Annotated in this window: 20 protein-coding genes and 2 tRNA genes; 18 read left to right on the forward strand and 4 right to left on the reverse strand. The window is 27.8% G+C overall.

All coding sequences use genetic code 11. The features are described from left to right. The 7 genes from XO11_RS01865 to XO11_RS01895 all read left to right on the forward strand — a co-directional run. The coding region (locus tag XO11_RS01865; protein WP_175418076.1) for a PD-(D/E)XK nuclease domain-containing protein at positions 1 to 283 on the forward strand (283 nt) is incomplete at its 5' end. 188 nt (positions 284 to 471) lie between these two features. Continuing rightward, on the forward strand, positions 472 to 2214 hold the full coding sequence (locus tag XO11_RS01870) for a DUF262 domain-containing protein (RefSeq protein WP_175418077.1): 1743 nt from the start codon (positions 472 to 474) through the stop codon (positions 2212 to 2214). 27 nt (positions 2215 to 2241) lie between these two features. After that, positions 2242 to 2409, forward strand: a complete 168-nt coding sequence (locus tag XO11_RS01875) for a hypothetical protein (RefSeq protein ID WP_175418078.1) — start codon at positions 2242 to 2244, stop codon at positions 2407 to 2409. A gap of 237 nt (positions 2410 to 2646) precedes the next feature. Then, a complete protein-coding gene (locus XO11_RS01880) occupies positions 2647 to 3564 on the forward strand; it encodes a carbohydrate kinase (RefSeq protein WP_175418079.1) in 918 nt (305 codons plus the stop codon). Next, a complete protein-coding gene (locus tag XO11_RS01885) occupies positions 3554 to 6505 on the forward strand; it encodes a glycoside hydrolase family 38 C-terminal domain-containing protein (RefSeq protein ID WP_175418080.1) in 2952 nt (983 codons plus the stop codon). Before XO11_RS01880 ends, XO11_RS01885 begins: the two co-directional genes overlap by 11 nt. 551 nt (positions 6506 to 7056) lie before the next feature. After that, positions 7057 to 8787, forward strand: a complete 1731-nt coding sequence (locus tag XO11_RS01890) for an ABC transporter ATP-binding protein (RefSeq protein WP_175418081.1) — start codon at positions 7057 to 7059, stop codon at positions 8785 to 8787. Further along, positions 8788 to 10542 (forward strand): ABC transporter ATP-binding protein, encoded by a 1755-nt coding sequence (locus XO11_RS01895; RefSeq protein ID WP_175418082.1) that lies wholly within the window; start codon positions 8788 to 8790, stop codon positions 10540 to 10542. Positions 10543 to 10640: 98 nt separating this feature from the next. Here XO11_RS01895 and XO11_RS01900 read toward each other — a convergent pair whose 3' ends face one another. Next, positions 10641 to 11915: a TrpB-like pyridoxal phosphate-dependent enzyme gene (locus tag XO11_RS01900; protein WP_175418083.1), complete on the reverse strand. Its 1275-nt coding sequence runs from the start codon at positions 11913 to 11915 to the stop codon at positions 10641 to 10643. A 351-nt stretch (positions 11916 to 12266) separates the two neighbouring features. On the opposite strand from XO11_RS01900, the gene XO11_RS01905 reads away from it, so the two are divergent. Then, positions 12267 to 13076: a hypothetical protein gene (locus XO11_RS01905; RefSeq protein WP_014295813.1), complete on the forward strand. Its 810-nt coding sequence runs from the start codon at positions 12267 to 12269 to the stop codon at positions 13074 to 13076. Positions 13077 to 13117: 41 nt separating this feature from the next. On the opposite strand, the gene XO11_RS01910 is transcribed toward XO11_RS01905, so the two are convergent. The 3 genes from XO11_RS01910 to XO11_RS01920 all read right to left on the reverse strand — a co-directional run bounded on the left by XO11_RS01910 (position 13118) and on the right by XO11_RS01920 (position 14684). Next, a tRNA-Glu gene (locus tag XO11_RS01910) sits at positions 13118 to 13192 on the reverse strand. A gap of 46 nt (positions 13193 to 13238) precedes the next feature. Then, complete coding sequence (locus tag XO11_RS01915) at positions 13239 to 14096, reverse strand: sugar transferase (RefSeq protein ID WP_254873287.1); 858 nt, start codon at positions 14094 to 14096, stop codon at positions 13239 to 13241. 66 nt (positions 14097 to 14162) lie between these two features. Beyond that, complete coding sequence (locus XO11_RS01920) at positions 14163 to 14684, reverse strand: DUF402 domain-containing protein (protein WP_041638434.1); 522 nt, start codon at positions 14682 to 14684, stop codon at positions 14163 to 14165. Positions 14685 to 14841: 157 nt separating this feature from the next. On the opposite strand from XO11_RS01920, the gene XO11_RS01925 reads away from it, so the two are divergent. The 10 genes from XO11_RS01925 to XO11_RS01970 all read left to right on the forward strand — a co-directional run bounded on the left by XO11_RS01925 (position 14842) and on the right by XO11_RS01970 (position 22755). Beyond that, positions 14842 to 16452, forward strand: coding sequence for a DNA repair protein RecN (locus tag XO11_RS01925; protein ID WP_175418084.1), 1611 nt, complete (start codon positions 14842 to 14844; stop codon positions 16450 to 16452). 1 nt (position 16453) lies between these two features. Then, the gene (locus XO11_RS01930; RefSeq protein ID WP_014295871.1) at positions 16454 to 17068 is read left to right on the forward strand and encodes a hypothetical protein; all 615 of its coding nucleotides are present in this window, start codon (positions 16454 to 16456) and stop codon (positions 17066 to 17068) included. Then, a complete protein-coding gene (gene murB / locus XO11_RS01935; RefSeq protein WP_368494355.1) occupies positions 17053 to 17973 on the forward strand; it encodes a UDP-N-acetylmuramate dehydrogenase in 921 nt (306 codons plus the stop codon). Before XO11_RS01930 ends, murB begins: the two co-directional genes overlap by 16 nt. Positions 17974 to 18000: 27 nt before the next feature. After that, the gene (locus tag XO11_RS01940; protein WP_175418085.1) at positions 18001 to 18771 is read left to right on the forward strand and encodes a YdcF family protein; all 771 of its coding nucleotides are present in this window, start codon (positions 18001 to 18003) and stop codon (positions 18769 to 18771) included. Positions 18772 to 18788: 17 nt separating this feature from the next. Next, a complete protein-coding gene (gene yqeH, locus XO11_RS01945) occupies positions 18789 to 19910 on the forward strand; it encodes a ribosome biogenesis GTPase YqeH (protein WP_175418086.1) in 1122 nt (373 codons plus the stop codon). A gap of 18 nt (positions 19911 to 19928) precedes the next feature. Continuing rightward, positions 19929 to 20516, forward strand: coding sequence for a phosphate propanoyltransferase (gene pduL / locus XO11_RS01950; RefSeq protein ID WP_014295875.1), 588 nt, complete (start codon positions 19929 to 19931; stop codon positions 20514 to 20516). 98 nt (positions 20517 to 20614) lie between these two features. Further along, positions 20615 to 20692, forward strand: a tRNA-Thr gene (locus XO11_RS01955). A gap of 65 nt (positions 20693 to 20757) precedes the next feature. Beyond that, the gene (locus XO11_RS01960; protein WP_175418087.1) at positions 20758 to 21504 is read left to right on the forward strand and encodes a class I SAM-dependent methyltransferase; all 747 of its coding nucleotides are present in this window, start codon (positions 20758 to 20760) and stop codon (positions 21502 to 21504) included. Between the two features lies 1 nt (position 21505). Then, entirely contained in the window at positions 21506 to 22135 is a 630-nt protein-coding gene (locus tag XO11_RS01965) for a sigma-70 family RNA polymerase sigma factor (RefSeq protein ID WP_014295877.1), read from the forward strand. Continuing rightward, the gene (locus XO11_RS01970) at positions 22132 to 22755 is read left to right on the forward strand and encodes a hypothetical protein (protein WP_014295878.1); all 624 of its coding nucleotides are present in this window, start codon (positions 22132 to 22134) and stop codon (positions 22753 to 22755) included. The genes XO11_RS01965 and XO11_RS01970 overlap by 4 nt, the downstream gene beginning before the upstream one ends. Positions 22756 to 22804 lie beyond the last annotated feature (49 nt).

Below are 22804 nucleotides of genomic sequence, written 5' to 3' on the forward strand. Positions count from 1 at the left end.
AAAATATTATCACTCATTGATATTTACAATAATAGCCTCGGCAGGAATAGATGTAAAAGCAGAAGAATTGACAAATCTTGGAAGAAGTGATTTAGTAATAGATTTTGACGACAGGATATATTTATTTGAGATAAAACTGGATCAAAGTAGCGACGAAGCATTAAAACAAATAAAAGAAATGAAATACTATGAAAAATACAAAGGCAAAGAAATATATCTTATAGGAATGAATATTAATTCTGAAAAGAGGAATATTGATGATTATGTAATTGAAAAAATTTAATATTTCCACTCCAATCCCCGTTTAAACGGGGATTTTGTTATAAAAAAATCAAAAATAAAATATCCAGAAAATTACTTTTTAAAAACACCAAAAAATTTTGCTTTTTTAAGACATAGTGATATAATAAAAGTACAATTAAGTTAATTTTTTGTTTATAGAAAATAATTATAAAAAAGAGGTGTATTAATGTGAATAATTCGACAATGGTTTTTAATCAAAAAACTTACCAATTGTATAATTTGGTTTCAGATATTGAAAGCGGAATTATAGCCCTTCCAGATATTCAAAGACCTTTTGTTTGGAATCAAACAAAAGTTAGGGATTTGGTGGACTCTTTATACAAAGGATTACCTGTAGGAACAATCATTCTTTGGGAAGTAACAAATGTTGATAAATTTCATTCAATTGGAAATAATAAACTTAGGGATCCAAAATATCTTGTAATTGATGGTCAACAAAGATTAACTTCATTATATTCGATAATAATGAATAAACCTATAATAAATAAAAATTTTAAAGAGATTAAAATAAAAATTGCATTTAATCCTTTTGAAGAAAAGTTTGAAGTAAGTAATGCTGCATTAGAAAAAAATCCAGAGTGGATATCCGACATAAGTCAGGTTTTTAATAGTTCAACATATTCATTTATAACAGAATATCAGAGAAAATTACTCAAAAAAAATAGTGAAATAGAAAATAATGATGATAAACTTGAATTTGTTGCTGAGAGAATTTTAAAACTACGAAGCATATCAAATTATACTTTTTCTGTTTTAGAACTTTCTTCAGAATTAGATCCAGAAGAAGTAGCAGAAATTTTTGTTAGAATTAACAGCAAGGGAAAAACCTTGAATCAATCAGATTTTATATTGACTTTAATGTCTGTTTATTGGGATGAGGGAAGAAAGGAAATAGAAGAATTTTGTGAAATGTCGCAAAAGTTTTCTGAAGATAAGCAATCCTCTTTTAACCTAATACAAATTAAACCAAATCCAGAACATCTGGTTAGAAGTATAGTCGGTTATTCATTTTTGAGAGGAAGATTAAAATATGCTTATCTAATATTAAAAGGAAGAGATTTTGAAAATAGAGTGTTTTCAGAAGAATTAAGAATTAAAAACATGGATCTTTTTAAAAAAGGTCATAAAAAAGTTTTAAACCTAGTTAATTGGCATGATTATATAAAAATAATATATGATGCGGGATTTGTCAATGAAGATATGATAACTTCTAAAATAGCTTTTTTTATTACATATGTTTTATATCTTATTGGAAAAGAAAAAATTGAATTTCATGAATTAGAAAAAATTATAAAAAAATGGTTTGTTTTCTCTTTAATTACTCAAAGATATTCTGGTTCCCCAGAAAGTATAATAGAAAAAGATTTATTAGGAATAAAAAATGGTAATTTTGTAGAAGTGTTAAATAATATAATAAATAATGAATTGACGGAAAGTTTCTGGCAAATTACTTTACCTAAAGAAAAATTAATAACCTCTAATACTTCAACATATGCACTTTCTATATATGATGCTGCATTAATATATGAAGATAAATTTATTCCTTTTTCTAAGACCAAAATAAGAGAAAGAAGAAGTGGATTTATAAAAGAAAAAAAGAAAACAATTGAAAGGCATCATATATTTCCAAAAAATTATTTAAAAAATATTGGAATTACGGATACAAAAGAAATAAATCAAATTGCTAATTTGATTTATCTTGACTATAAAAATAATATAAATATTGGAGATAAAGCTCCTGAAGAATACTGGGAAATATTAACAAAAAATCTTTCAAATGAAGAAATAAATAAAATCTATACAGAATATGATTTACCGAAGGAATTCTGGAAAATGAGGTATCATGAATTTTTGGAGCAAAGAAGAAAACTAATGGCTGAAAGAATTAAAAAGTATTTTGAAAGTCTATAATAGTATATTTTTAAGAAGGTGATTCTTTTGAATGAACAAATGATTTTTGACAATAAAATAAATAAAGTTGGGGATGATTTAAAAAGAAGTATAGAAAAAGGTGATACATTATTTGTATTTACTGATGAAGCAGGTGATGATGGATTAAACAGTCAAGATAAATATAAAATAATAGTTTTTAACCACTCTTTTTGAGATAATTATTATAATCCATAAAAAATAGATGTATAATCAAACAATATATTTAATAATGACTGATAATATTTAATATTCAACATGAAATAGTGCAACAGTTTGTTGCACTATTTGTTTTTTCTATAAGAAAAATTTCTTAATATCTAAATTACGAAGCAAGTTGCTTCGTAATTATGGTAAAATTATATTAAAAGATATGTATGTTAATTTTAATGTGGATTGGTGGTGGGATAGGTTATGAAAAAAGTTTTAACCATAGGGGAATTGCTTATAGATTTTATATGTCTTGACAAAAATAAAAATATAATGGATGGAAATAGATTTGAGAAAAAAGCTGGAGGAGCTCCTGCTAATGTTGCTGCTGTTATATCTATTTTGGGTGGAGAAAGTTCTTTTTTAGGAAATGTGGGAAATGATCCTTTTGGTTTGTTTTTGGTAAATGAATTGAAGAAATTTAATGTGGATACATCTTTAATTACTTTTGATAATAATTTTAATACTACACTGGCTTTTGTTTCTTTAATGGATGATGGTGAAAGGGATTTTGTGTTTTTTAGGGGTGCAGATGGTAATTTAAAAATGCCAGATATGGATATTTTAAAAAGATATGATATTTTTCATTTTGGTTCAGCAACCGCTTTTTTAGGAAATGAATTAGAAAAAACTTATTTTAAAGTTTTTGAATTTGCAAGGAAGAATAAGAAGTTTATTTCTTTTGATATGAATTATAGGCAAGATTTATGGAAAGATACAGAAAAACTAATTTCTTTAAGCAAAAGAATAATTGAATATTCTGATTTTGTGAAATTTAGTGAGGAAGAATTGAGATTATTATCAAATAAAGATAGTATTGAAAAAGGGATTAAATTTGTTCATTCTATTGGAGCGAAAATGGTAGCGGTTACTCTGGGAAAAGAAGGATCAATTATAAGTGATGGGAAAGATATTAGAAAGATAGATAGTATTGAAATTAAGGCTGTAGATTCTACAGGAGCAGGAGATGCTTTTGTAGGAGCATTTTTATATAGGATAGCCCGGGGAGAAAATGATTATTTTAAGATTGCAAAGTTTGCCAATGAAATAGGTGGATTGGTTTGCACACAAAAGGGGGCTTTAACAGCTTTAAAATCTGGGAGGGAAGAAGATGTATCATAAATTAAATAATGAAATTAAAAGAATTAATAATGTTATAGAAGAATTATTGCCATATCAATATATGAAAATCATTGAAATTAATGATTGGGATTTCACTCAGAAAGATGTGTCAAAAAGAGTTAATATTGGTTATAATTGGGATTATAATCATTTCCCTGTAAAATTTAAGAAAGAGATTGATATTCCAAATGAATATTACGGAGAGTTCTGGTTTGGTGGCGAAACGTTAATAAAAGTTGATGGAAAACCATATGGTGAAATAAATGAATATCATAGAGAAATTGCTTTACCTTCTGGAAAGCATTTGATAGAGGCTGAAGTTGTTCCATATAATTTATTTGGAAGACCTTCAAAGGCTATTTTTGAAAGGGCAAATTTGATAAAAATAAACTTTGAAGTTAAAAAATTAATACGATATTTTACGGGTATATCTCAGATAATGCAGAATACTGATGATACTGCATTAATAGATGAATTGTCAGATTTAATAGACAAAACTTTTGGAATAATAAGTATTCCCAAAGAAACAAATACATATTTGAACTCTATTGAAAGAATGAATTTAAATTATAGGCAACTTTCAAATATCTGGTCCAGACCACGGTTTAATAAATTTCCCGGTGGGAATCTGGATGTATCAGAAGCTTTGAAGTACCTTGAATTAAGGTTAAAAGATTTGAGAAGCAAATATCCGAAAATTGGAAATATTTATGTAACAGGTCATGCACATATAGATTATGCATGGTTATGGCCTATAGAAGAAACAAAAAGGAAAATATTAAGAACCTTTTCTAATGCTGTTTTATTGGCAGAAAAATTTGATAAATTTACATTTACACAATCCAGCGCACAAATGTATGAAGATATAGAAGGTTCGGATTTGTTTGAGAAAATAAAAGAATTAGTTGAAAAAGGGAAATGGGATCCCAACGGCGGAATGTGGGTAGAATCAGACACAAAAATTCCATCTATAGAATCATTGATCAGACAATTTTATTATGCACAAAGATTTTTTAAGGAAAGATTTGATAAATATACTTCTGTCTGCTGGTTGCCCGATGTATTCGGATTTTCGTGGATATTGCCTCAAATAATTAAACAGGCAAAAATAAATTATTTTTTCACAACTAAGCTAACATGGAATGAGAAAAATCCTTTCCCTTATGACATTTGTTATTGGAAAGGCATAGATGGAACTAAAGTGTTATATCATAGTTTTTATAATCCCAAAGGAGGATATAATGGTTACTTAGATGCAGAATGTGCCATAAAAACTTTTAATAATTTCAGAGATAGAAAAATCTTTGATGGAACATTATTAACCTATGGTTATGGTGATGGTGGTGGAGGTCCGTCCGAAGAACATATGATGGATTTTGAAGTAACTAATAATCTACCATATGTTCCGGAATTAATACCAACAACTGGCGATAAATTTTTCAGGATATTAAACGAGAGTATAAAAGATAAAGAAATTCCTGTGTGGGATAATGAATTATATTTTGAATTTCACAGAGCAACACATTTTACTCAATTGAATATGAAAAAATATCATAAGTTGCTGGAGGATGAATTGTTTTTTGCAGAATATATTTTGGCAATTAATAATATTGAATATGATTTTTCTGATATATGGAAGAAGCTATTAACCAGGGAATTTCATGATATTATTCCAGGCTCTTCCATTAAGGAAGTATATGACGAAGCTGTTGATACGTTGAAAATGGAAATTAAAAATTGCAAAGATATTATAGATAGGAATTTAAATGATTCTGAGGAATGTGTTTTAATTAATTACAGTAATTATAATAGTGATATGTATTTTGAAAGTGAAAATGAATATAATTTACCTGCCCAAAAAACATATGATGGAAGATATATTTATGAAATAGAATCTATACCTTCATTTTCTAATCGAAATTTGGAAAGCGGAGAACCTATAATTGATAACTATAAAGAAGATGATGATTTGATTTTGGAAAATGAGTATTATCTGGTTATGGTATACAATGATGGAATTGAAATATACGATAAAAAGAAAGATAGAAATCTTTTTGAAGGAAAAGGGAATGTATTGACGCTGTATGAAGATATTCCATTTGCATGGGGAGCATGGGATATAGATTATAATTACAAAAAATTTGGAGAAATATTAAAAGCAAAAAAGATTTCGGTTGTGGAAAGTGGTAAATTAAGAAAGGTTATTAAACTCGAATACGAATATGAAACAACAAAAATAATTCAATATATCTCGCTCGCCAAAAACTCAAAAAGAGTGGATATTAAAACAGAAATCGACTGGCATTTGAGAAAAAAATTATTGAAAGCTATATTTCCAATAGATGTATTTTCAAGATATGCAAGATTTGATATATCAGGAGGTTACATAACAAGACCTTTACATAAAAATACTACATATGAACAGGCAATGTTTGAAGTATATATGCACAGATGGTTTGATATTTCAGAACCGGATTTTGGAGTGGCTATATTAAATAATGGTATTTATAGCACCTCAATCGATAATAATGTTTTTGGTTTGTCTTTAATACATGGTCCAATATATCCAGATTTATATGCAGATGAAGGGAAACATGAATTAATGTATTCTATTATGAGTCATTCAAATAATATTAGAGAAATAAACGAAGAAGCAGAAAAGATAAATAAGCCTTTGAGAATTTTAAAAAAGAAAGTAGAACTAAAAGATAAAATTCTCGATTTTAATCCTTTGAAAGTTGTAGCTGTTTTTAAAAAGGATAATAATTTAATAGTAAGGCTTGTAGAGGTTGAAGGTAAAAGAGGAATGTGCAAGTTTAATATAAAACATATGTATAATAATGTATATTTATCCAATATACTTTTAGATGAAAAACACCTTCTTTCAGAAAATGAATTTGAATATAAACCATTTAAAATATATACGTTAATTTTTGAATAAAATATTGATCAATTTATGGAAAAAATTTTTATTAGCTTAGAATAAATTAGATTTTTTAGTATAATTTAAAATAATCACATTTAATCCCAATCTATTAATTATTATAGCATTTTTTAATATAAAAAAAATATGTTATATTGTAAATAATGAAAAATTTCACGGAAGGAGGGTATCACATGAATAAATTAGCATTTGTAAGATTTGAATTATTACAATTTGATAGTGGGAGAAGTGTGTCTACTTCATGTGATAACCTCGCTCAAATAAAGGTCAATTGTTGTTGAATATAGACATAAAATTTGGGCTATGGTTATCACACCATAGCCCATTTTTTATATTTATCTACATAAAGGGCTATGGTGTATTTATACCATAGCCCTTTTTTATAAATTTTTCACAAAATTTAAGGAGGGGATTTTTATGAAAAAGTATAAGCATGATTTTTTGCTGAAAAACAAAAAAACATCATATTATGAAGGTTTTGACGTTATGGACAAGTTAAAAGATATTCTAATTGAACTAAAACGCTCACAGATTTAGGAGGTTATATCATGAAAAGTATTTTAAAATATGTTTCTCAACAGAAAAGATTTATTATTATTGCATCTTTATGCCTAATTGGCGGAGTATCAGCAGAGCTGATACTCCCATACCTGAATAAAATTGTTATAGATGACATTATCGTTGGTGGGAAAAGAAACTTATTATTTCCTGTTTTAGCCGGTATATTTTTTATAACTATCTTCAGAGCATTAATGGGGTATTCTCAGGAATTTTTATTTGATTTTACTGGTTCTCAGATAAGCAAAAATATCAAAAACGACCTTTTTAAACATATTCAAAAGTTACCTTTTACCTATTTTGATAAAACTAACACTGGAGAATTAATGTCCAGAATAGGAGAAGATGTAGATAATATCTGGAATGCTCTTGGTTTTGGAATAAGTATTGCTGTTGAGTTTGCATTATATTTTATTCTTGGAAGTCTTGTTTTATTTTATTTAAACTGGAAACTCGCTTTAATTAGTTTAATTTCAGCTCCTGCTATTGCATATCTTGCAACTAAATTAGAAAATGAAATAGGAAAAGCATTTGATAAGATAAGCGATCAGGCTGCTGTGATAAATACCACAGCTCAGGAAAATATTTCTGGCGTTCGTCTTGTTAAAGCCTTTGCAAGAGAAAAATATGAAATCATGAAATTTTTAAAATTAAATAACGAAAACTATGAATTAAATCTTGAAAAATCTCGAATATGGGGCAAATATTTTCCCACAATTGAATTTCTTGGCAATGGCGCTTTAATACTAGTTGTAACTGTAGGTGGAGCTTTAGTAATAAAAGGAAATATATCTATTGGTACTCTTGTTGCTTTCAACGGTTATATGTGGATGATTGTATGGCCAATGCGACTAATAGGATGGCTTTCCAATATTTTTTCTCAGGCAAATGCTTCAGCTAAAAAAATAGAAAAAATTTTAAAGGAAGATACGGAAGATTTTAAAGGAATAAAGATTGAAAAATTAAATGGTGAGATTGAATTTAAAAATGTAAGTTTTAAATATGATAATGAATACGTATTAAAAAATATAAATTTTAAGATTAAACCTGGAAAAACACTTGCAATAATGGGTCCAACTGGATGTGGAAAAAGTACATTAATAAGTTTATTATCCAGATTTTATGAAATCGATGAAGGTGAAATTTTAATTGACGGAATAAATATAAAAGATTTTTCTTTAAACACACTTAGAAAAAATATAAGCTATGTTTTCCAGGATACTTTTCTATTTTCAGATACAGTAAAAGAAAACATAAAATATGGAAAAGACAATATTGATGATAAAGAAATAATAAGCGCCTGTAAAGAAGCACAGGCTTATGATTTTATTATGAAATTACCAGAAAAATTTGACACAATTATTGGAGAAAGAGGGTTGGGATTATCGGGAGGCCAGAAACAAAGATTAACAATTGCAAGAGCGCTTATAAAAAAAGCTCCTATAATAATTTTTGATGATGCAACTTCAGCTCTTGATATGGATACAGAATATGAATTATTAAAAAGTATATATTCAAAAGAACTACAAAACACAAAAATTATTATTGCTCATCGAATCTCTGCTGTAAAAAATGCCGATGAAATAATTTATCTTGATAATGGCGAAATCATCGAAAGAGGAACACATGATGAATTATTAAATATGAAAGGAAGATATTATGAAATTTATGCTGAGCAATTTAAGGACTTTGAGGATTTAATTGAAGATGAGGTGGTATAAATGAATTTAAAATTTGAAAAAACAAAAACTATTTTAAGAATATTTTCATACTTAAAACCGTTCTTTAAACAAACAATTATGGTTATTTTTCTTATGATTATAGTAATGGGTATTAATTTAATAAACCCCTATTTCTTTAAAATAGCTATAGATAAATACATTGCAAATAATAATCTCAACGGTTTAATAATAGTTGGAGTAGCTGTAATGTTTTTAAACCTGCTCTCACTTTTTATTTCAAGAATGCGCATTATATTAATGGGTAAAATTACAAATAAAATCGTTGTGAATATTAGACATGAATTATACGAACACATACAAAAACTTTCATTTTCTTTTTTTGATACTAAACCTGTAGGAAAAATTTTAGCACGTGTTGTGAATGATGTAAATTCACTTCAACAACTATTTTCTAATAGTATAACAAGTTTAGTACCTGAATTTTTAACTCTTGTTTTTGTAGCAATAATAATGTTTTCGATGAACTTTAAACTAGCCCTTGCATCAATGATAATATTACCATTTCTGCTTTTTGGTTTATTTCTAATTGAAAACATTAGTAGAAAACGATGGATGAATTATAGAAAAAACCGTTCTGAATTAAATGCTTTTACACATGAAGATATATCAGGAATTAGAATTATTAAATCGTTTACTGCTGAAAATAAAACAAATAAAAAATTCAGATTTTTAACTCAAAAAAAGATGAATTCATTTGTTAATGCTGTAAAAATAAATGATTGGTTCTGGGCAATGGTTTTGGTTTCCTGGGGGATTGGAAGTGTTGTTGTATTTTATTTAAGTACCAAAATGATAGATTTAAATGAAATAACCGTTGGAACTGTTGTAGCTTTTATTGGTTATATAGGTATGTTCTGGAGACCTATTATGAATTTAAGTAATTTTTATAACTCGCTTGTTACCAATATTTCAGCAGCAGAAAGAATATTTGAGATACTGGATACTAAACCACTTATTGTTAATTCAAAAAATGCCAGAATTATGCCTGAAATAAAGGGAAAAGTTGAATTTAAAAATGTATATTTTTCATACGATAAAGAAATTATATTAAAAGACATGTCTTTTAAAGTAAATGCAGGAGAAACTATAGCTCTAGTCGGACCAACCGGTGCAGGAAAAACAACTGTAATTAATTTAATTAGCAGATTTTACGATCCCCAAAAAGGTAAAATATTAATTGATGGAATAGATATTAAAAACGTGGATCTTGAATCTTTACGCTCTCAAATGGGAATTATGCTGCAGGATACATTTCTATTTTCAGATACTATAAAAGAAAATATTAGATATGGAAAATTGGATGCCACAGATGAAGAAATTATCAATGTTGCTAAAGCTGTTCATGCTCACGAATTTATTATGAAATTAGAAAAAGGTTATGATACAAAAGTTAACGAAAGAGGTGTAAGATTATCAATTGGAGAAAGACAATTAATCTCTTTTGCAAGAGCCTTACTCGCAAATCCAAAAATCTTAATTTTAGACGAAGCGACATCAAATATTGATACACACACAGAAAAATTAGTACAAGATGGGATTAAAAAATTATTAAAAGGTAGAACATCATTTGTTATTGCTCATAGACTATCCACAATTAGAAATGCCGATAGAATATTTTATATTGATAATGGAAAAATCATTGAATCCGGGAATCATGATGAACTAATGTCTAAAAAAGGATTTTATTACAATTTATATCTTTCACAATTTAAGTTTCTTGAAATAGGTGCATAAACAAAAGTGGAACCTTAAAAATTAGAATATATTGTGATAATAAATGAGTTTATACTATAATTTAAGCCAGCCAGGATCAATCCTGGCTGGCTTTTTTATTAAGAATACGCTGTTAAATCAAGAAGCCCATGACCGGACAATGTAAATACAATAACCTTCTCTTCTTTATTTTCTTTTGCTTCAATTGCTTCCTTAATTGCACCAGCAATTGCATGGGAAGATTCAGGAGCTGGAACAATACCTTCTAATTTCGCAAACAATTTTGCAGCTTCAAAAGTTTCATCCTGTGAAAAAGCTACAGCATCTAAAAGCCCTTCGTGTTTTAACCTTGCAATAATTGGTGCAGAACCGTGATAACGCAATCCACCTGCATGAATCTTAGGAGGAATAAATTCCTTTCCCAATGTATACATCTTCATTAATGGAGTTAAACCTGCAGTATCACCATTATCGTATCTATACTCACCTTCAGTTAAAGAAGGACAGGACTTCGGCTCACATGCAAGAAATTTAATATTATCATTAGAAAGTTTTTCTGGAACAAACGGCAAAATTGTTCCACCAAGATTGGAACCTCCACCGTGACATCCTATAACAACATCAGCACTTTCATTAATCTTTTCAAGCTGTTTCTTAATTTCAAGTCCTATTATACTCTGATGCAATAAAACATGATTTAAAACACTGCCGAGAGCATATTTTGCATTCTTTTTGGTAAATACAACTTCCAATGCTTCACTAATTGCTATTCCTAAACTACCTGGATTATCTTCATCCATTGAAATCATCTTTTTACCAAATTCAGTATCTAAACTTGGACTTGGAGTAACCTTACCATTAAAAAGATTAATAAGATGTTTCCTCATTGGCTTTTGCTCAAAACTTGTCTTAACCATATATACCTCTATGTTCAATCCAAATTTTAGACCTGCATAAGATAAAGCGCTTCCCCATTGTCCAGCACCTGTTTCAGTGACAAGAATATCAACACCAGAAATTTTATTATAATATGCCTGAGGAATAGAAGTATTAGTCTTATGACTACCGGTTGGAGAAACACCTTCATATTTATAATAAATCCTTGCAGGTGTTTCAAGGTATTCTTCAAGATTAGTTGCTCTAATAAGTGGTGTTGGCCTGAAAATTGCATATTCCTCTAAAACTGCATCAGGAATCTTTATATATCTCTCCTTTGTAACTTCCTGCTCTACAATTGGTTTTGGAAAAATTGCCTCTAATTCTTCTGGTTTCATTATTTCCTTAGTTTGTGGATTTAAAGGCGGATCAAGTTCAAATGGCAAATCAGCTAATGCATTATACCAGTATTTTGGCATCTCCTCAACAGACAAATAAACTCTTTCTCTTTTACCCATAAAATCAACCCCTTTCTTTCAAATTTGTAATTTAAAATAAAAAAACCGGATATCCAATTTGGATATCCGGTGACTGCCTACATTAATTAATAATCACTCGCTTTAATGCCTCATTTTCCGAAGCATGACAAAGCAGTAGACACCCACCGGGCGTCCACCACCAATTTACTCTATTAAAATTTGTATTTACAACTATATTTCTATTATAATAATTTCCCATACACAAAACCTCTTTATAATAATTTTTGTATATTATACTACAAAAATTTCAAAAAGTAAAGTCTTCCACCAAAAATAATGTATAATATATTATATTAAATATAAAAACTCATGAAAGGAGAAAAATGGAAAATGAAAATAAATACAGAAATAATAGATACATATTTAATGGAAAAAAATTTAAAAAAAATCTCAAACAATAAAATCTTTTCTCTTATTGAAAATGGAAAAATTTTATTTGAAGCACCTCCAGAGGAATCTTATCAAAAAATTAAAAACACTTATAATTTATTCAAAAATATCATTTTTTCATTTAAACCTTGTAATTATAATATATGGAAAAATATATTTGAAATATCTGATAATACAGATAATAGCTTCATTATTTTCCCAATCATTGGCGCTCCATCTCCCTACGAAGCAATGATAAGATATGATGAAAACGGAAATACTTTGATGATTTTCGATATATATTTACTTGGAAAAAATATTGACAATCTTCCAAAGTTAAAAGAAAATATATCCTTATTAATCACTCATGAATTAGCTCATTACTACATTCATCAAAGATTTCAATATCCACAAAAAATCGAAAATCAATTAAAATATTTATTTTTTGACGAGGGATTTGCACATTTTTTATCCTATTCAAATAACATAGAACAAATTAATTGGAACGAAAAAAAATATATTAAAAAAAGAGAATATTCATATGAAATGTTAAAAGAAAAATTGAAAAATAAATTAGATAAAAATCTTTTAATAAAGGGAATTACAGCAAATAATTATTGGGATAAATATATTGCAATATCAGGAATGTTCGCCATTATAGATTTCTGGCATTCAAACAATAAAAAACTTGATTCATTAAAATTATTATATAAAAAAGGACCAGAATATCTGTGGAATTTCTGGGAAATCAATTATTTAACAAAAACTTGATAAAAAAACAGCGACGTTTTAATAAACGTCGCTGTTTTTTATGGCAGCCCCACGGGGAATCGAACCCCGACTCTCGGACTGAGAATCCGATGGACTAGCCGTTATCCTATGGGGCCATAAATTGCAATCCTATTATACCATAAAATTTTATATTTGTAAATATCATAAAGAACCTTGATCTTTAAAAATTGCTAAAAAGGTTAATAATAATATTTTTATATCGAGTAACAAACTTTTATTTTTTACATAATAAAGATCATATTCTGTTTTTATTTTATAATCCTCCAGGTTTGTTGTATATTTAAATTTAACCTGAGCCCAGCCTGTAATACCAGGATTTACCAAAAGACGATAATTATAAAATTCTATATTTTCCATGCACATATCATGAAATGAAATCATTTCCGGTCTTGGACCTATAAAGTTCATATTTCCTTTTAATACATTAAAAAATTGCGGCAATTCGTCAAGCCTTGTTTTTCTTAAAAACTTACAGAATTTATTAATATGATTATTGTGTATTGTTCTAAATTTATACATCAAAAATTTTTTTTCATTTTTCCCAACTCGAGTTTGTTTGAATATTACAGGTTTCCCTAACATAAAATAGTTTATGGTATATATTACTATTAATAATGGTGAAGCAATAATTAAAAATAATAAAGTTATAATTATATCAAGAAATCTATTTTCACTTTTTTCAATAAAAAATTCAGAATAATAATATTTGAATTTTTTTAATACAATTAAAGGAATTCTCTGTAAATATTTTTCAGCAATTTCAGGTAATATTTCTATAATATAACCATTCTTTTGTGCATCTTCTAACTCTTTTTTTATATAATGTTCCAGTGAAGGATCGGCAATTAAAATCCTATCAAAATACTTTAGGTTTTCTTTAAACGAGGTCGGATTCGGATTTAAATATCCGCCAAATTGCATTTTATTATTTGTTTTTAGTGTTATTTCATCTAATATTTTTTTAAAATCTTCCTTTTTACCAATTACAAGATATTTCATTTTAATCGCTCCTGAATTTACATTAAATAGGCTTCAATAAATATTTCACCGTAGTTTTCAATAATCCTAAATATTTAATAACCATTCAATAGATTCATCAGACAAATTTTGTTTTAATGTGTTTAAAACACCAAGTTGTTCAAAATGATTTATTAAAAATGTGCTATATTCCAATACATTAAAGAAATCAGATTGCTGGATATTTTTTCTTCTATATTCCAAAATCAATTCATCCATATCATCAATTACAAATTTCAAATCTCTTTTTATAATAATATCCAATTCTAAATCTATAAATTCAATACTGTTATTTTTTGATGAATATTTACCGAAGTCAATGTAAATCAAATAATCTTTAAGAGGTGAATTAAAAGCTGTTTTAAATGTGGTAAGCATTATTAATTTTTCAGGTATAACTAATCTTTTAATTTTTTCTATGGAATTATGATTATCAAGTGTTATCCACTTTCTTTCTATACCATAATAATTATCAAATTCCATTATTTCATCAATATTAACCTCTACTTTTCTTGTAGGTGAAACAAGAGTTTCTTTTTTTTCATTTAAATAGAAAATATAATCTTTCATTTTCATCTCTCCCTCTTAAACTAAAGTAAAATTAAGGTTAAATTTATTATAACATAAATGATTACAATCGTCAAATTTTTGAATTCATTACAATGATTTCTAAAATTAAAGAAAATGAGGTAAAATATAAATAATCTACGGATGTTGGAGGTGCCATATGATTCATTCATTATCAATAAAAAATTTTGGATTATTTAAAGATATTTCTGTTGATTTCTCCGAAGGGTTAAATGTTATAACCGGAGAATCTGGTGCTGGAAAATCCATGTTTATTAAAGCCCTAATATCATTATTAAGTGGTAATATACCAAAAAACTTGAGAGGAGAAAATGGATCTATTTCAGCTTTTATTACTGTTTCTGATGAAATAAAAAAAGAAATTGAAGATTTTTTAAATTTAGAAAATGACGAGATTATTTTAAATGTAAATTTCACCGAAAAAAGAGCTGTCTTTAGAGCTAATGGAACTATTATCCCAAAAAGTTTTTTAGAAAAAATTGGTTCATATGTTATGGAAGTTCATACTCAAGATTCCCAAGTATTATTAAGGACACCTTCATATCACAATTTATTGGCATATAATATACTAAAAAAGGAATTGAATTCTCTTATTGAAAAATATAATTTAAAATTTAAAGAATATACTACTTTAAAAAACAAAATGAGTAAAATTCCTGATGATCCTTCTGAAATTTATAGAAAAATTGATATATTAAAATACCAAATTGACGAAATAGAAAGCATTTCCCCAGAAGAAGATGAAGATGAAAAATTACGTGAAGAATATAAGAAATTAAGCAATATAGAAGAAATCAAGAATAAACTTTCGAAAACATTAGCTTTATTAAAAGATGAAGAAGAAAACATAGATGTTTTAATTGGAGAAGTTGTTGATGATTTATCTGATATTTCTGAATATGGATATTCTTCAGAACTCGATATTGCCGTTTCAATTCAGGATTTAATAAACGAATTATACAGTGAAGTTGAAAATAAATTATACGAAATTGAAAGTGACCCGGAAAAATTTGAAGAAATATCAAATAGATTAAGCGAAATCAATAATTTAAAAAGAAAATATGGGCCTACTCTTGAGGATGTCTTTGAACATTATAATTCATTTAAAAAAGAATTAGATGATCTTCTTTCATTGGAAAAGCTTATAAATGAATTAAAACCAACTATGGACAAAATAAAAAAAGAGTTATTCAAAATTGGTGAAGAAATAAAGATTCAGGGGGAAAAGGTTCTTAAAAAAATCGAAAAATCCATTAAAACAGAACTCAAAAATTTAAATATGGAACATACAGAAATTAAGTTTGAATTTTCAAAATTAGAAGAACCTTCAAGATATGGAACATATAGTATAAGATTAAAAGCTAAAACTACTAAACAATCGCCATTACTACCTATTGAAAAAATTGCTTCAGGCGGTGAACTCTCAAGGATTGTTTTAGCTATAGAAAAGGCGCTTGGAGATATGCATATTGTCGAAACAATGCTTTTTGATGAAATTGATTCTGGTGTTGGCCAGAGAATGGCTGATATTATAGGTAAAAAATTAAAGGACTTTTCTAAAAACAAACAATTAATTGTAATAACACATATGCCTCAGGTTGCCAATTATGCCGATAAACATTTTAAGATTTACAAATACGAAGAGGATGGAATAACCTTCTCAAACTTAAAGGAATTAAACAAAGATGAAAGAATAGAAGAGATAAAAGAAATGTATGGTGAAATAGTATTTGAAAAAGAGGTGGAATAATATGAAAAGAGAAGATGTTATACAAAGAATAATCGAGGAAAAAGGTGTAACAGCTATTCCTATATTGATTGATATGATGGAAGACAGTGATGCTGAAACATATGAACTAATAATGGATATAATAGATATAATGGGTGCTGAAGCAAAAGAATACTTATTTAAAGAATTTTTAAAAAGATTCAATCAAAAAAATCTTGATGATGTAGTCATGTTATATTTAATAGACATCTTATCAGAATTAGAATGTAAAGAATTAGCTCCATATCTTGAAAGAATGCTCGAACTTTATTCTGATGAAAGAGCTTTTCCAATAATCATAGAGGCACTATTAAGACTAACAAAAGATGAGAAATATCTTGATATTCTTGCTACTTATTTAAACGATGAAGGCGAAATACAGGAATTGGCTGTTATGGCAATGGCTGAACTTCCTGTTAGCAAAAGCATTAACTATTTACTCAATAAATATACTGAAAATATTTCTAAACAGCAAAAAGCATTAATTCTTGATTCTATACAAAAAATGTTGGTGAAAAATAAAGATTTATTACCTATAGTTAAAGAACATCCAGCAGGTGATGAAATATCAGAAATGCTGGAGTGGATGTTGAAATGAACAACCTTGAAACAATAGCAAAAGATTTATATCTTATGGGTTGTAATGTTTTAATAAACGAACCCATGTCTAAACACACAACTTTTAGAATTGGGGGAAAAGTAGCATTATATGTTACTCCAAAAACAAAAAATATTTTTATTGAGGTTTTGAATTATCTTGATAAAAATAATATAGAGTATAAAATAATAGGTGGTGGTGCTAATTTAATTGTTAGCGATAAATTTCATGATTTTGTTGTTATAAGTACTGAATATATTTCTGGATATGAAATTGAAAATGAAAAAATTATTGCTGAAAGTGGAATTCCGCTTTCAAGATTGTCTTTTATAGCATTGGAAAATAGTTTAAGCGGAATGGAATTTGCATGTGGAATTCCCGGAAGTTTAGGCGGTGCAATATTTATGAACGCCGGTGCTTATGGTGGAGAAATGAAAAACATAATCGAAACTGTTGAAGTTTATGATCTAAAATCAAAAAAAATACTTTTTTTAGGTAATTCAAACTGTAAGTTTGGTTATAGAACAAGTATTTTTCAGAAAAATAATCTGATTATTTTAGGGGCAACAATTGCATTAAAAAAGGGAATTCATGAAAAAATAAAACAAGAGATTTTTAATTTGTTGGAAAAGCGCTGGAGTAAACAACCTTTAGAATATCCAAGTGCAGGAAGCATATTCAAGCGACCAGAACCAACTTTTTATGTAGGCACCACAATTGAAAAACTCAATTTAAAAGGATTTTCAATTGGAGGAGCTCAAATTTCCGAAAAACACGGAGGTTTTATTATAAATAAAGAAAATGCTACTTTTGAAGATGTTCAGCAACTTATTAATCATGTAAAAAAAATTGTTAAAGAAAAATATAATAAAGACTTAAAAGTTGAACCGGAAATCTGGGATTAATTTTTCAAATGCTAAAAGGAGGGTTTTATGGTAATAATAATAAGAAAAATTATACAATCTTTTATTGAATTACCGGGTTTATTTGTTGCCCTTGTAATTCTCCTTTTATTAAAATCAAAGGAACAGAAAAATTTCAAAAAGTATGTTATAATTGTCGCGGCTATAATTTACCTATTATCAATTCCATATAGTGCAAGATATATTACTCGCCCTTTGGAAGATTTATATCCACCAATTAACTATGAAAAAATAGATAAAAATATTCCTTCTATAATAGTGATTCTCGGTGGAGGTTCTATTCAAAACATTCCTGGTGAAGAAATAGGAGAATTATCTGATCAGGCTTTCAAAAGGGTTTTTAAGGGATATGAATTATATAAAAATACAAAATTTCCTATAGTCATTAGCGGTGGAAGTTTACCAGAAACTGATTATATACCAGAAGCATTAGTAATGAGGGAATATCTTGTAAGATTTGGGGTTTCACCATCAGACATATTTATGGAACCTGATTCGATGACAACAAAAGAAAATGCTATTTTTGTAAAAAACTTAATTGATAATATGAAATTAGAAAAGGTATATCTTGTTACATCGGCTATTCATTTACCACGTTCATATAAAATTTTTAAAACATATATAAAAGATGTTGAAATTATTCCTGTTCCTTCAAACTATTTAGTTACCAGAGGAAAAGTTACATGGATAGATTTTAAACCTGATATATCTGCATTATATGCTAATGCGCTCGCATTTCATGAATATCTTGGTTTAATTTTCTTTTCAATAACAAAATAAAAATGGGGTGATTGTATATGAAATGTCACGGTTGCGGAGTTGAAATACAAACTGTTGACCCTCAAAAGCCTGGTTTTTTACCTGAACATGTTTTTGAGAAATTCCTTTCAAATGAAGAAGAAGCATTATGCCAGAGATGTTTTAAATTAAAACATTATGGCGAATTAATGCCTATGAAAATCGATATTAATTTCCTTTCTGAATTAAAAAAGATTATCAAGAATTTCGATACCGTTCTATGGGTTATTGATATAATTGATTTTGAAGGTACCTATGACAAACAAATACTTGAATTAGTAAAAGATAAAAATGTATTCTTAATCATCAACAAAGTTGATCTACTTCCCAAAAGCGTTGCTTTTGCTGAATTAAAGGATTGGGTATTAGAAAGAGTAAAAAATGACTTAAATATTAAAAAAGATAATATTCGTTTAATAAGTGCGAAAAAGAATTTTGGTATAAATAGATTGATGAAGATTTTAAAAGGGCAAAATATTAATAAGGCTATTGTTGTTGGCACAACAAATGTTGGGAAATCATCTTTACTTAATACAATAACAAATGTAAAAATAACAACAAGTTCATTTCCAGGAACAACTTTAGGAGTTGTAAGGAGAAAAATTTCTGATTATGGTATTGAATTATATGATACACCTGGAATTGAAACAAATAATAGATTTACAGATTTTTTTGACATATACACTCAGGTTGAAATGATTCCTAAAAGAACTATTAGCAGAAAAACATTTAAACCCGACGTTGGAAAAGTTATATTTATCAGTTCACTATTTAGATTTAAGATATTATCACCTGCTCATGATGATTTAAAACCAATATTCTTAATATTTGCACCTGAAAATATTTCTTTCCATCAAACCAAAGAAGAACGCGTGGAAGATTTATTGCAAAATAGAATAGGCGAAGTTTTATATCCGCCATATGAGAAAAATTATCCTTTAGATATTGAATATGAAAAAGAAATAGTGATGATTGAAGAAAACGAAGAGTTGGCATTGCCGGGCCTTGGGTGGATATCTGTAAGAAGAGGTCCTTTGAATATTGAAGTAGTAAAACCTAAAAATATAGAAATGGTAATAAGAAAACCTTTAATTTCTCCTAAAAAAGGAAATATTATTTAAATACGGAGGTGTATTATAATGAAAGTAAAGGAACCAGGCATTGTTGTTGGCGTTTCAAACAGACATGTTCATCTTTCAAAAGAAGATTTAGAAATTTTATTCGGTGAAGGATATGAATTACATCCAATTAAAGATTTAAAACAGCCAGGTCAGTATGCAGCTGAAGAAGTTGTTACTCTTGAAGGCCCTAAAGGAAAAATAGAAAGAGTAAGAGTTTTAGGTCCTGTTAGAAAAGAAACACAGGTTGAAATTTCACAAACAGATGCTTTCAAATTAGGAGTAACAGCACCTGTTAGAGATTCAGGAGACTTAGATGGAACACCTGGAATTAAATTAATAGGACCAAAAGGTTCAGTTGAAATTAAAAAAGGTTTAATTCTTGCAAAAAGACATATTCACATGTTACCAGAAGATGCAGAAAAATATGGCGTTAAAGATAAAGACCTTGTATATGTAATTGTTGATAAAGGAGATAGAAAACTTATTTTTGGTGACGTTTTAGTAAGGGTAAGTCCAAAATATGCTTTAGAATTTCATGTTGATACAGATGAAGCAAATGCTGCATTATTAAAAACAGGAGATGAAGTTAAAATAGTTGAATTATAAGAAGCCGGGTAAAACCGGCTTTTCTTTATTTTTATAGATTATTTTTTTAGAAAAACTCTTGACTATTTTATAAGTTTATAGTATAATAGACTGGGTTTGCAGGTGTAGCTTCAACAGGTTAGAGCGCTGCCTTGGTAAGGCAGAGGTTGTGGGTTCGAGTCCCATCACCTGCTCCATAGTAACACCCCGATTAATTCGGGGTTTTTATTTTATATTTTTATTTTTCTCTGGAGGAACATTTATGAAATCATGGGAATATTACAACAAAATAGCAAAAGAATATGATGAAATGTATGAGGATTCATACTGGCAAATGCATAATGCTGTTTCTGAAAAAATTATTTTTAATAATATAGATATTTCTAATGGGAAATTGCTCGACATTGGAGCAGGAACTGGTTTTTGGAGTAAAATTTTCCTTGATAACGGTTTCGATGTTTATGCCTTAGAACCTGCTGAAAATATGGTTAATACGCTTAAAGAAAGATTTAAAAAAACAAATTTAAAAGTTTTTAAAGGAATTGGAGAAAATTTACCTTTTGAAAATTCCTCATTTGATATTATAATTGCTATGGGAGATGTATTAAGCTATTCTGAAGATATAAACTTATTTATCTCAGAAGTATACCGTGTTTTAAAAAAAGACGGTATCTTTATTGGAACTGTCGATAATTTAAATAAATTTATCCTCGATGCTTTTTTTTCAAAAGAATTTGGTATAATAAAATCAATGGAGAAATTCAAAACTGCGAAGGTGGGGGTTTCAAATATAATGTCATTTAAATCTAACCTTTTTACTTATGATTCCTTATATAATCTTTTACACAAAAAATTTAAAAAAGTTGATATTTTCTCAATAATGCCATTTACCTGGGAATTTAATGAAGATTTCTCAAAATATTGGGCTGACGTATTAGAATTAGAATTGCATTTTTCAAAAAGTTTTTATGATACTGCTGAACACCTTTTATATATGGTTGTGAAATAATATGAGTAAATATAAATTACGTACCTTAAGAGAAAAAGCACTTGTTAAATTAGCACAAGCTGGAGATAATGAAGCATTAAATATGATCATTGCTAAATTCGAGCCAATGATCATATCTATTGCTTCTAAATATTTTGGTGCCTGGGCAGAATTTCAAGATTTAATGCAAATTGGTTATGTTGGATTAATTCAGGCTGTCTATTCATATAATGAAGAAAAAACCACCAAATTCTCTACATTTGCTTATCTTAATATTTCTTCTGAAATAAAATCTTTTATTACATATCTCAACAGAGAAAAAAATAAAGTTCTTTCTGATGCTGTAAGTATTGAATCAATGTTTGAAAACTATTCTGAAGATTCCGATTATTACTTTGAAGTACCTTCAGAAGTTGATCTTCATCAATCGGCTATATATAATTATATTTTTGAAAGAACTATAGATCAAATGAAAGACCTGGAAAAAGATATTGTAAAAATGTGGTTGGAAAATAATTCATACGATGAAATTTCACAAAATATTGGCGTTCCAAAGAAAAAGGTTGATAATACCATTCAAAAATTCAAAAAAATAGCAAATAGAGTAATGAAATATGTAAATAATACCATATCCAATGGAGGGACATTATGAAGTTCACACGCATTCTTTTATACATAGCAATATTGCTTTCAATAATATCTATTACATTATCAATTTCTAATGAATTTAGATATGCTAAATTCAAAAATTATATGGAAAGTATGTTCAATAGACAAAATGCCAAGGTAACTGACTCACTTTCACAAATGAATTTGAAACTATCAGAATTAGAAAAATATTTTGCTCCTAATGGCGTTGTTGAAAAATTTATAAACTATAAAACAAACCTTGAAAAACATCTAAGCGACCTTGAAAAACTTCTAACTCTAGCTCAGGAAGATCAGAATGTAGGATACTTTCAAATATATATTACCGGCTCAAGAGAAGTCTGGATAGGAATTAAAAATAAAAATAGCAAATATATATTTCAGGGAATGCTAAAACCAGGATTAAATCCTTATAAATTTTATTTTTTTAAAGATCCGTCTGTAAAAACCTCATATACAATTGATATACCTTATGACGCCAAAATACAAACAGCAAATCCAGATAATGTTTACTTTTTAATTCAAGAACCTGGCCAACGCAGATTAAAAAAAATGCCTTCTTCAAAGCTTGATAATATTTCAGAGGACCTAAACCTTTATATTCCAACAATAAGAGGTAAATAAAATTTGATATTTCACAAAAAATCTGGTATAATAAATGAGAAAGTTATCA

Origin of the sequence: Marinitoga sp. 1138, assembly GCF_013363265.1 — a bacterium.
GTDB lineage: Bacteria > Thermotogota > Thermotogae > Petrotogales > Petrotogaceae > Marinitoga > Marinitoga piezophila.

Bases quoted from the DNA above. Each gene is read 5' to 3' on its own strand.
- XO11_RS01880 (WP_175418079.1), top strand. From the start codon at position 2,647: ATGAAAAAAGTTTTAACCATAGGGGAATTGCTTATAGATTTTATATGT.
- XO11_RS01885 (WP_175418080.1), top strand. From the start codon at position 3,554: ATGTATCATAAATTAAATAATGAAATTAAAAGAATTAATAATGTTATA.
- XO11_RS01890 (WP_175418081.1), top strand. From the start codon at position 7,057: ATGAAAAGTATTTTAAAATATGTTTCTCAACAGAAAAGATTTATTATT.
- XO11_RS01895 (WP_175418082.1), top strand. From the start codon at position 8,788: ATGAATTTAAAATTTGAAAAAACAAAAACTATTTTAAGAATATTTTCA.
- XO11_RS01900 (WP_175418083.1), bottom strand. From the start codon at position 11,915: ATGGGTAAAAGAGAAAGAGTTTATTTGTCTGTTGAGGAGATGCCAAAA.
- XO11_RS01905 (WP_014295813.1), top strand. From the start codon at position 12,267: ATGAAAATAAATACAGAAATAATAGATACATATTTAATGGAAAAAAAT.
- XO11_RS01915 (WP_254873287.1), bottom strand. From the start codon at position 14,096: ATGAAATATCTTGTAATTGGTAAAAAGGAAGATTTTAAAAAAATATTA.
- XO11_RS01920 (WP_041638434.1), bottom strand. From the start codon at position 14,684: ATGAAAGATTATATTTTCTATTTAAATGAAAAAAAAGAAACTCTTGTT.
- XO11_RS01925 (WP_175418084.1), top strand. From the start codon at position 14,842: ATGATTCATTCATTATCAATAAAAAATTTTGGATTATTTAAAGATATT.
- XO11_RS01930 (WP_014295871.1), top strand. From the start codon at position 16,454: ATGAAAAGAGAAGATGTTATACAAAGAATAATCGAGGAAAAAGGTGTA.
- XO11_RS01940 (WP_175418085.1), top strand. From the start codon at position 18,001: ATGGTAATAATAATAAGAAAAATTATACAATCTTTTATTGAATTACCG.
- yqeH (WP_175418086.1), top strand. From the start codon at position 18,789: ATGAAATGTCACGGTTGCGGAGTTGAAATACAAACTGTTGACCCTCAA.
- pduL (WP_014295875.1), top strand. From the start codon at position 19,929: ATGAAAGTAAAGGAACCAGGCATTGTTGTTGGCGTTTCAAACAGACAT.
- XO11_RS01960 (WP_175418087.1), top strand. From the start codon at position 20,758: ATGAAATCATGGGAATATTACAACAAAATAGCAAAAGAATATGATGAA.
- XO11_RS01965 (WP_014295877.1), top strand. From the start codon at position 21,506: ATGAGTAAATATAAATTACGTACCTTAAGAGAAAAAGCACTTGTTAAA.
- XO11_RS01970 (WP_014295878.1), top strand. From the start codon at position 22,132: ATGAAGTTCACACGCATTCTTTTATACATAGCAATATTGCTTTCAATA.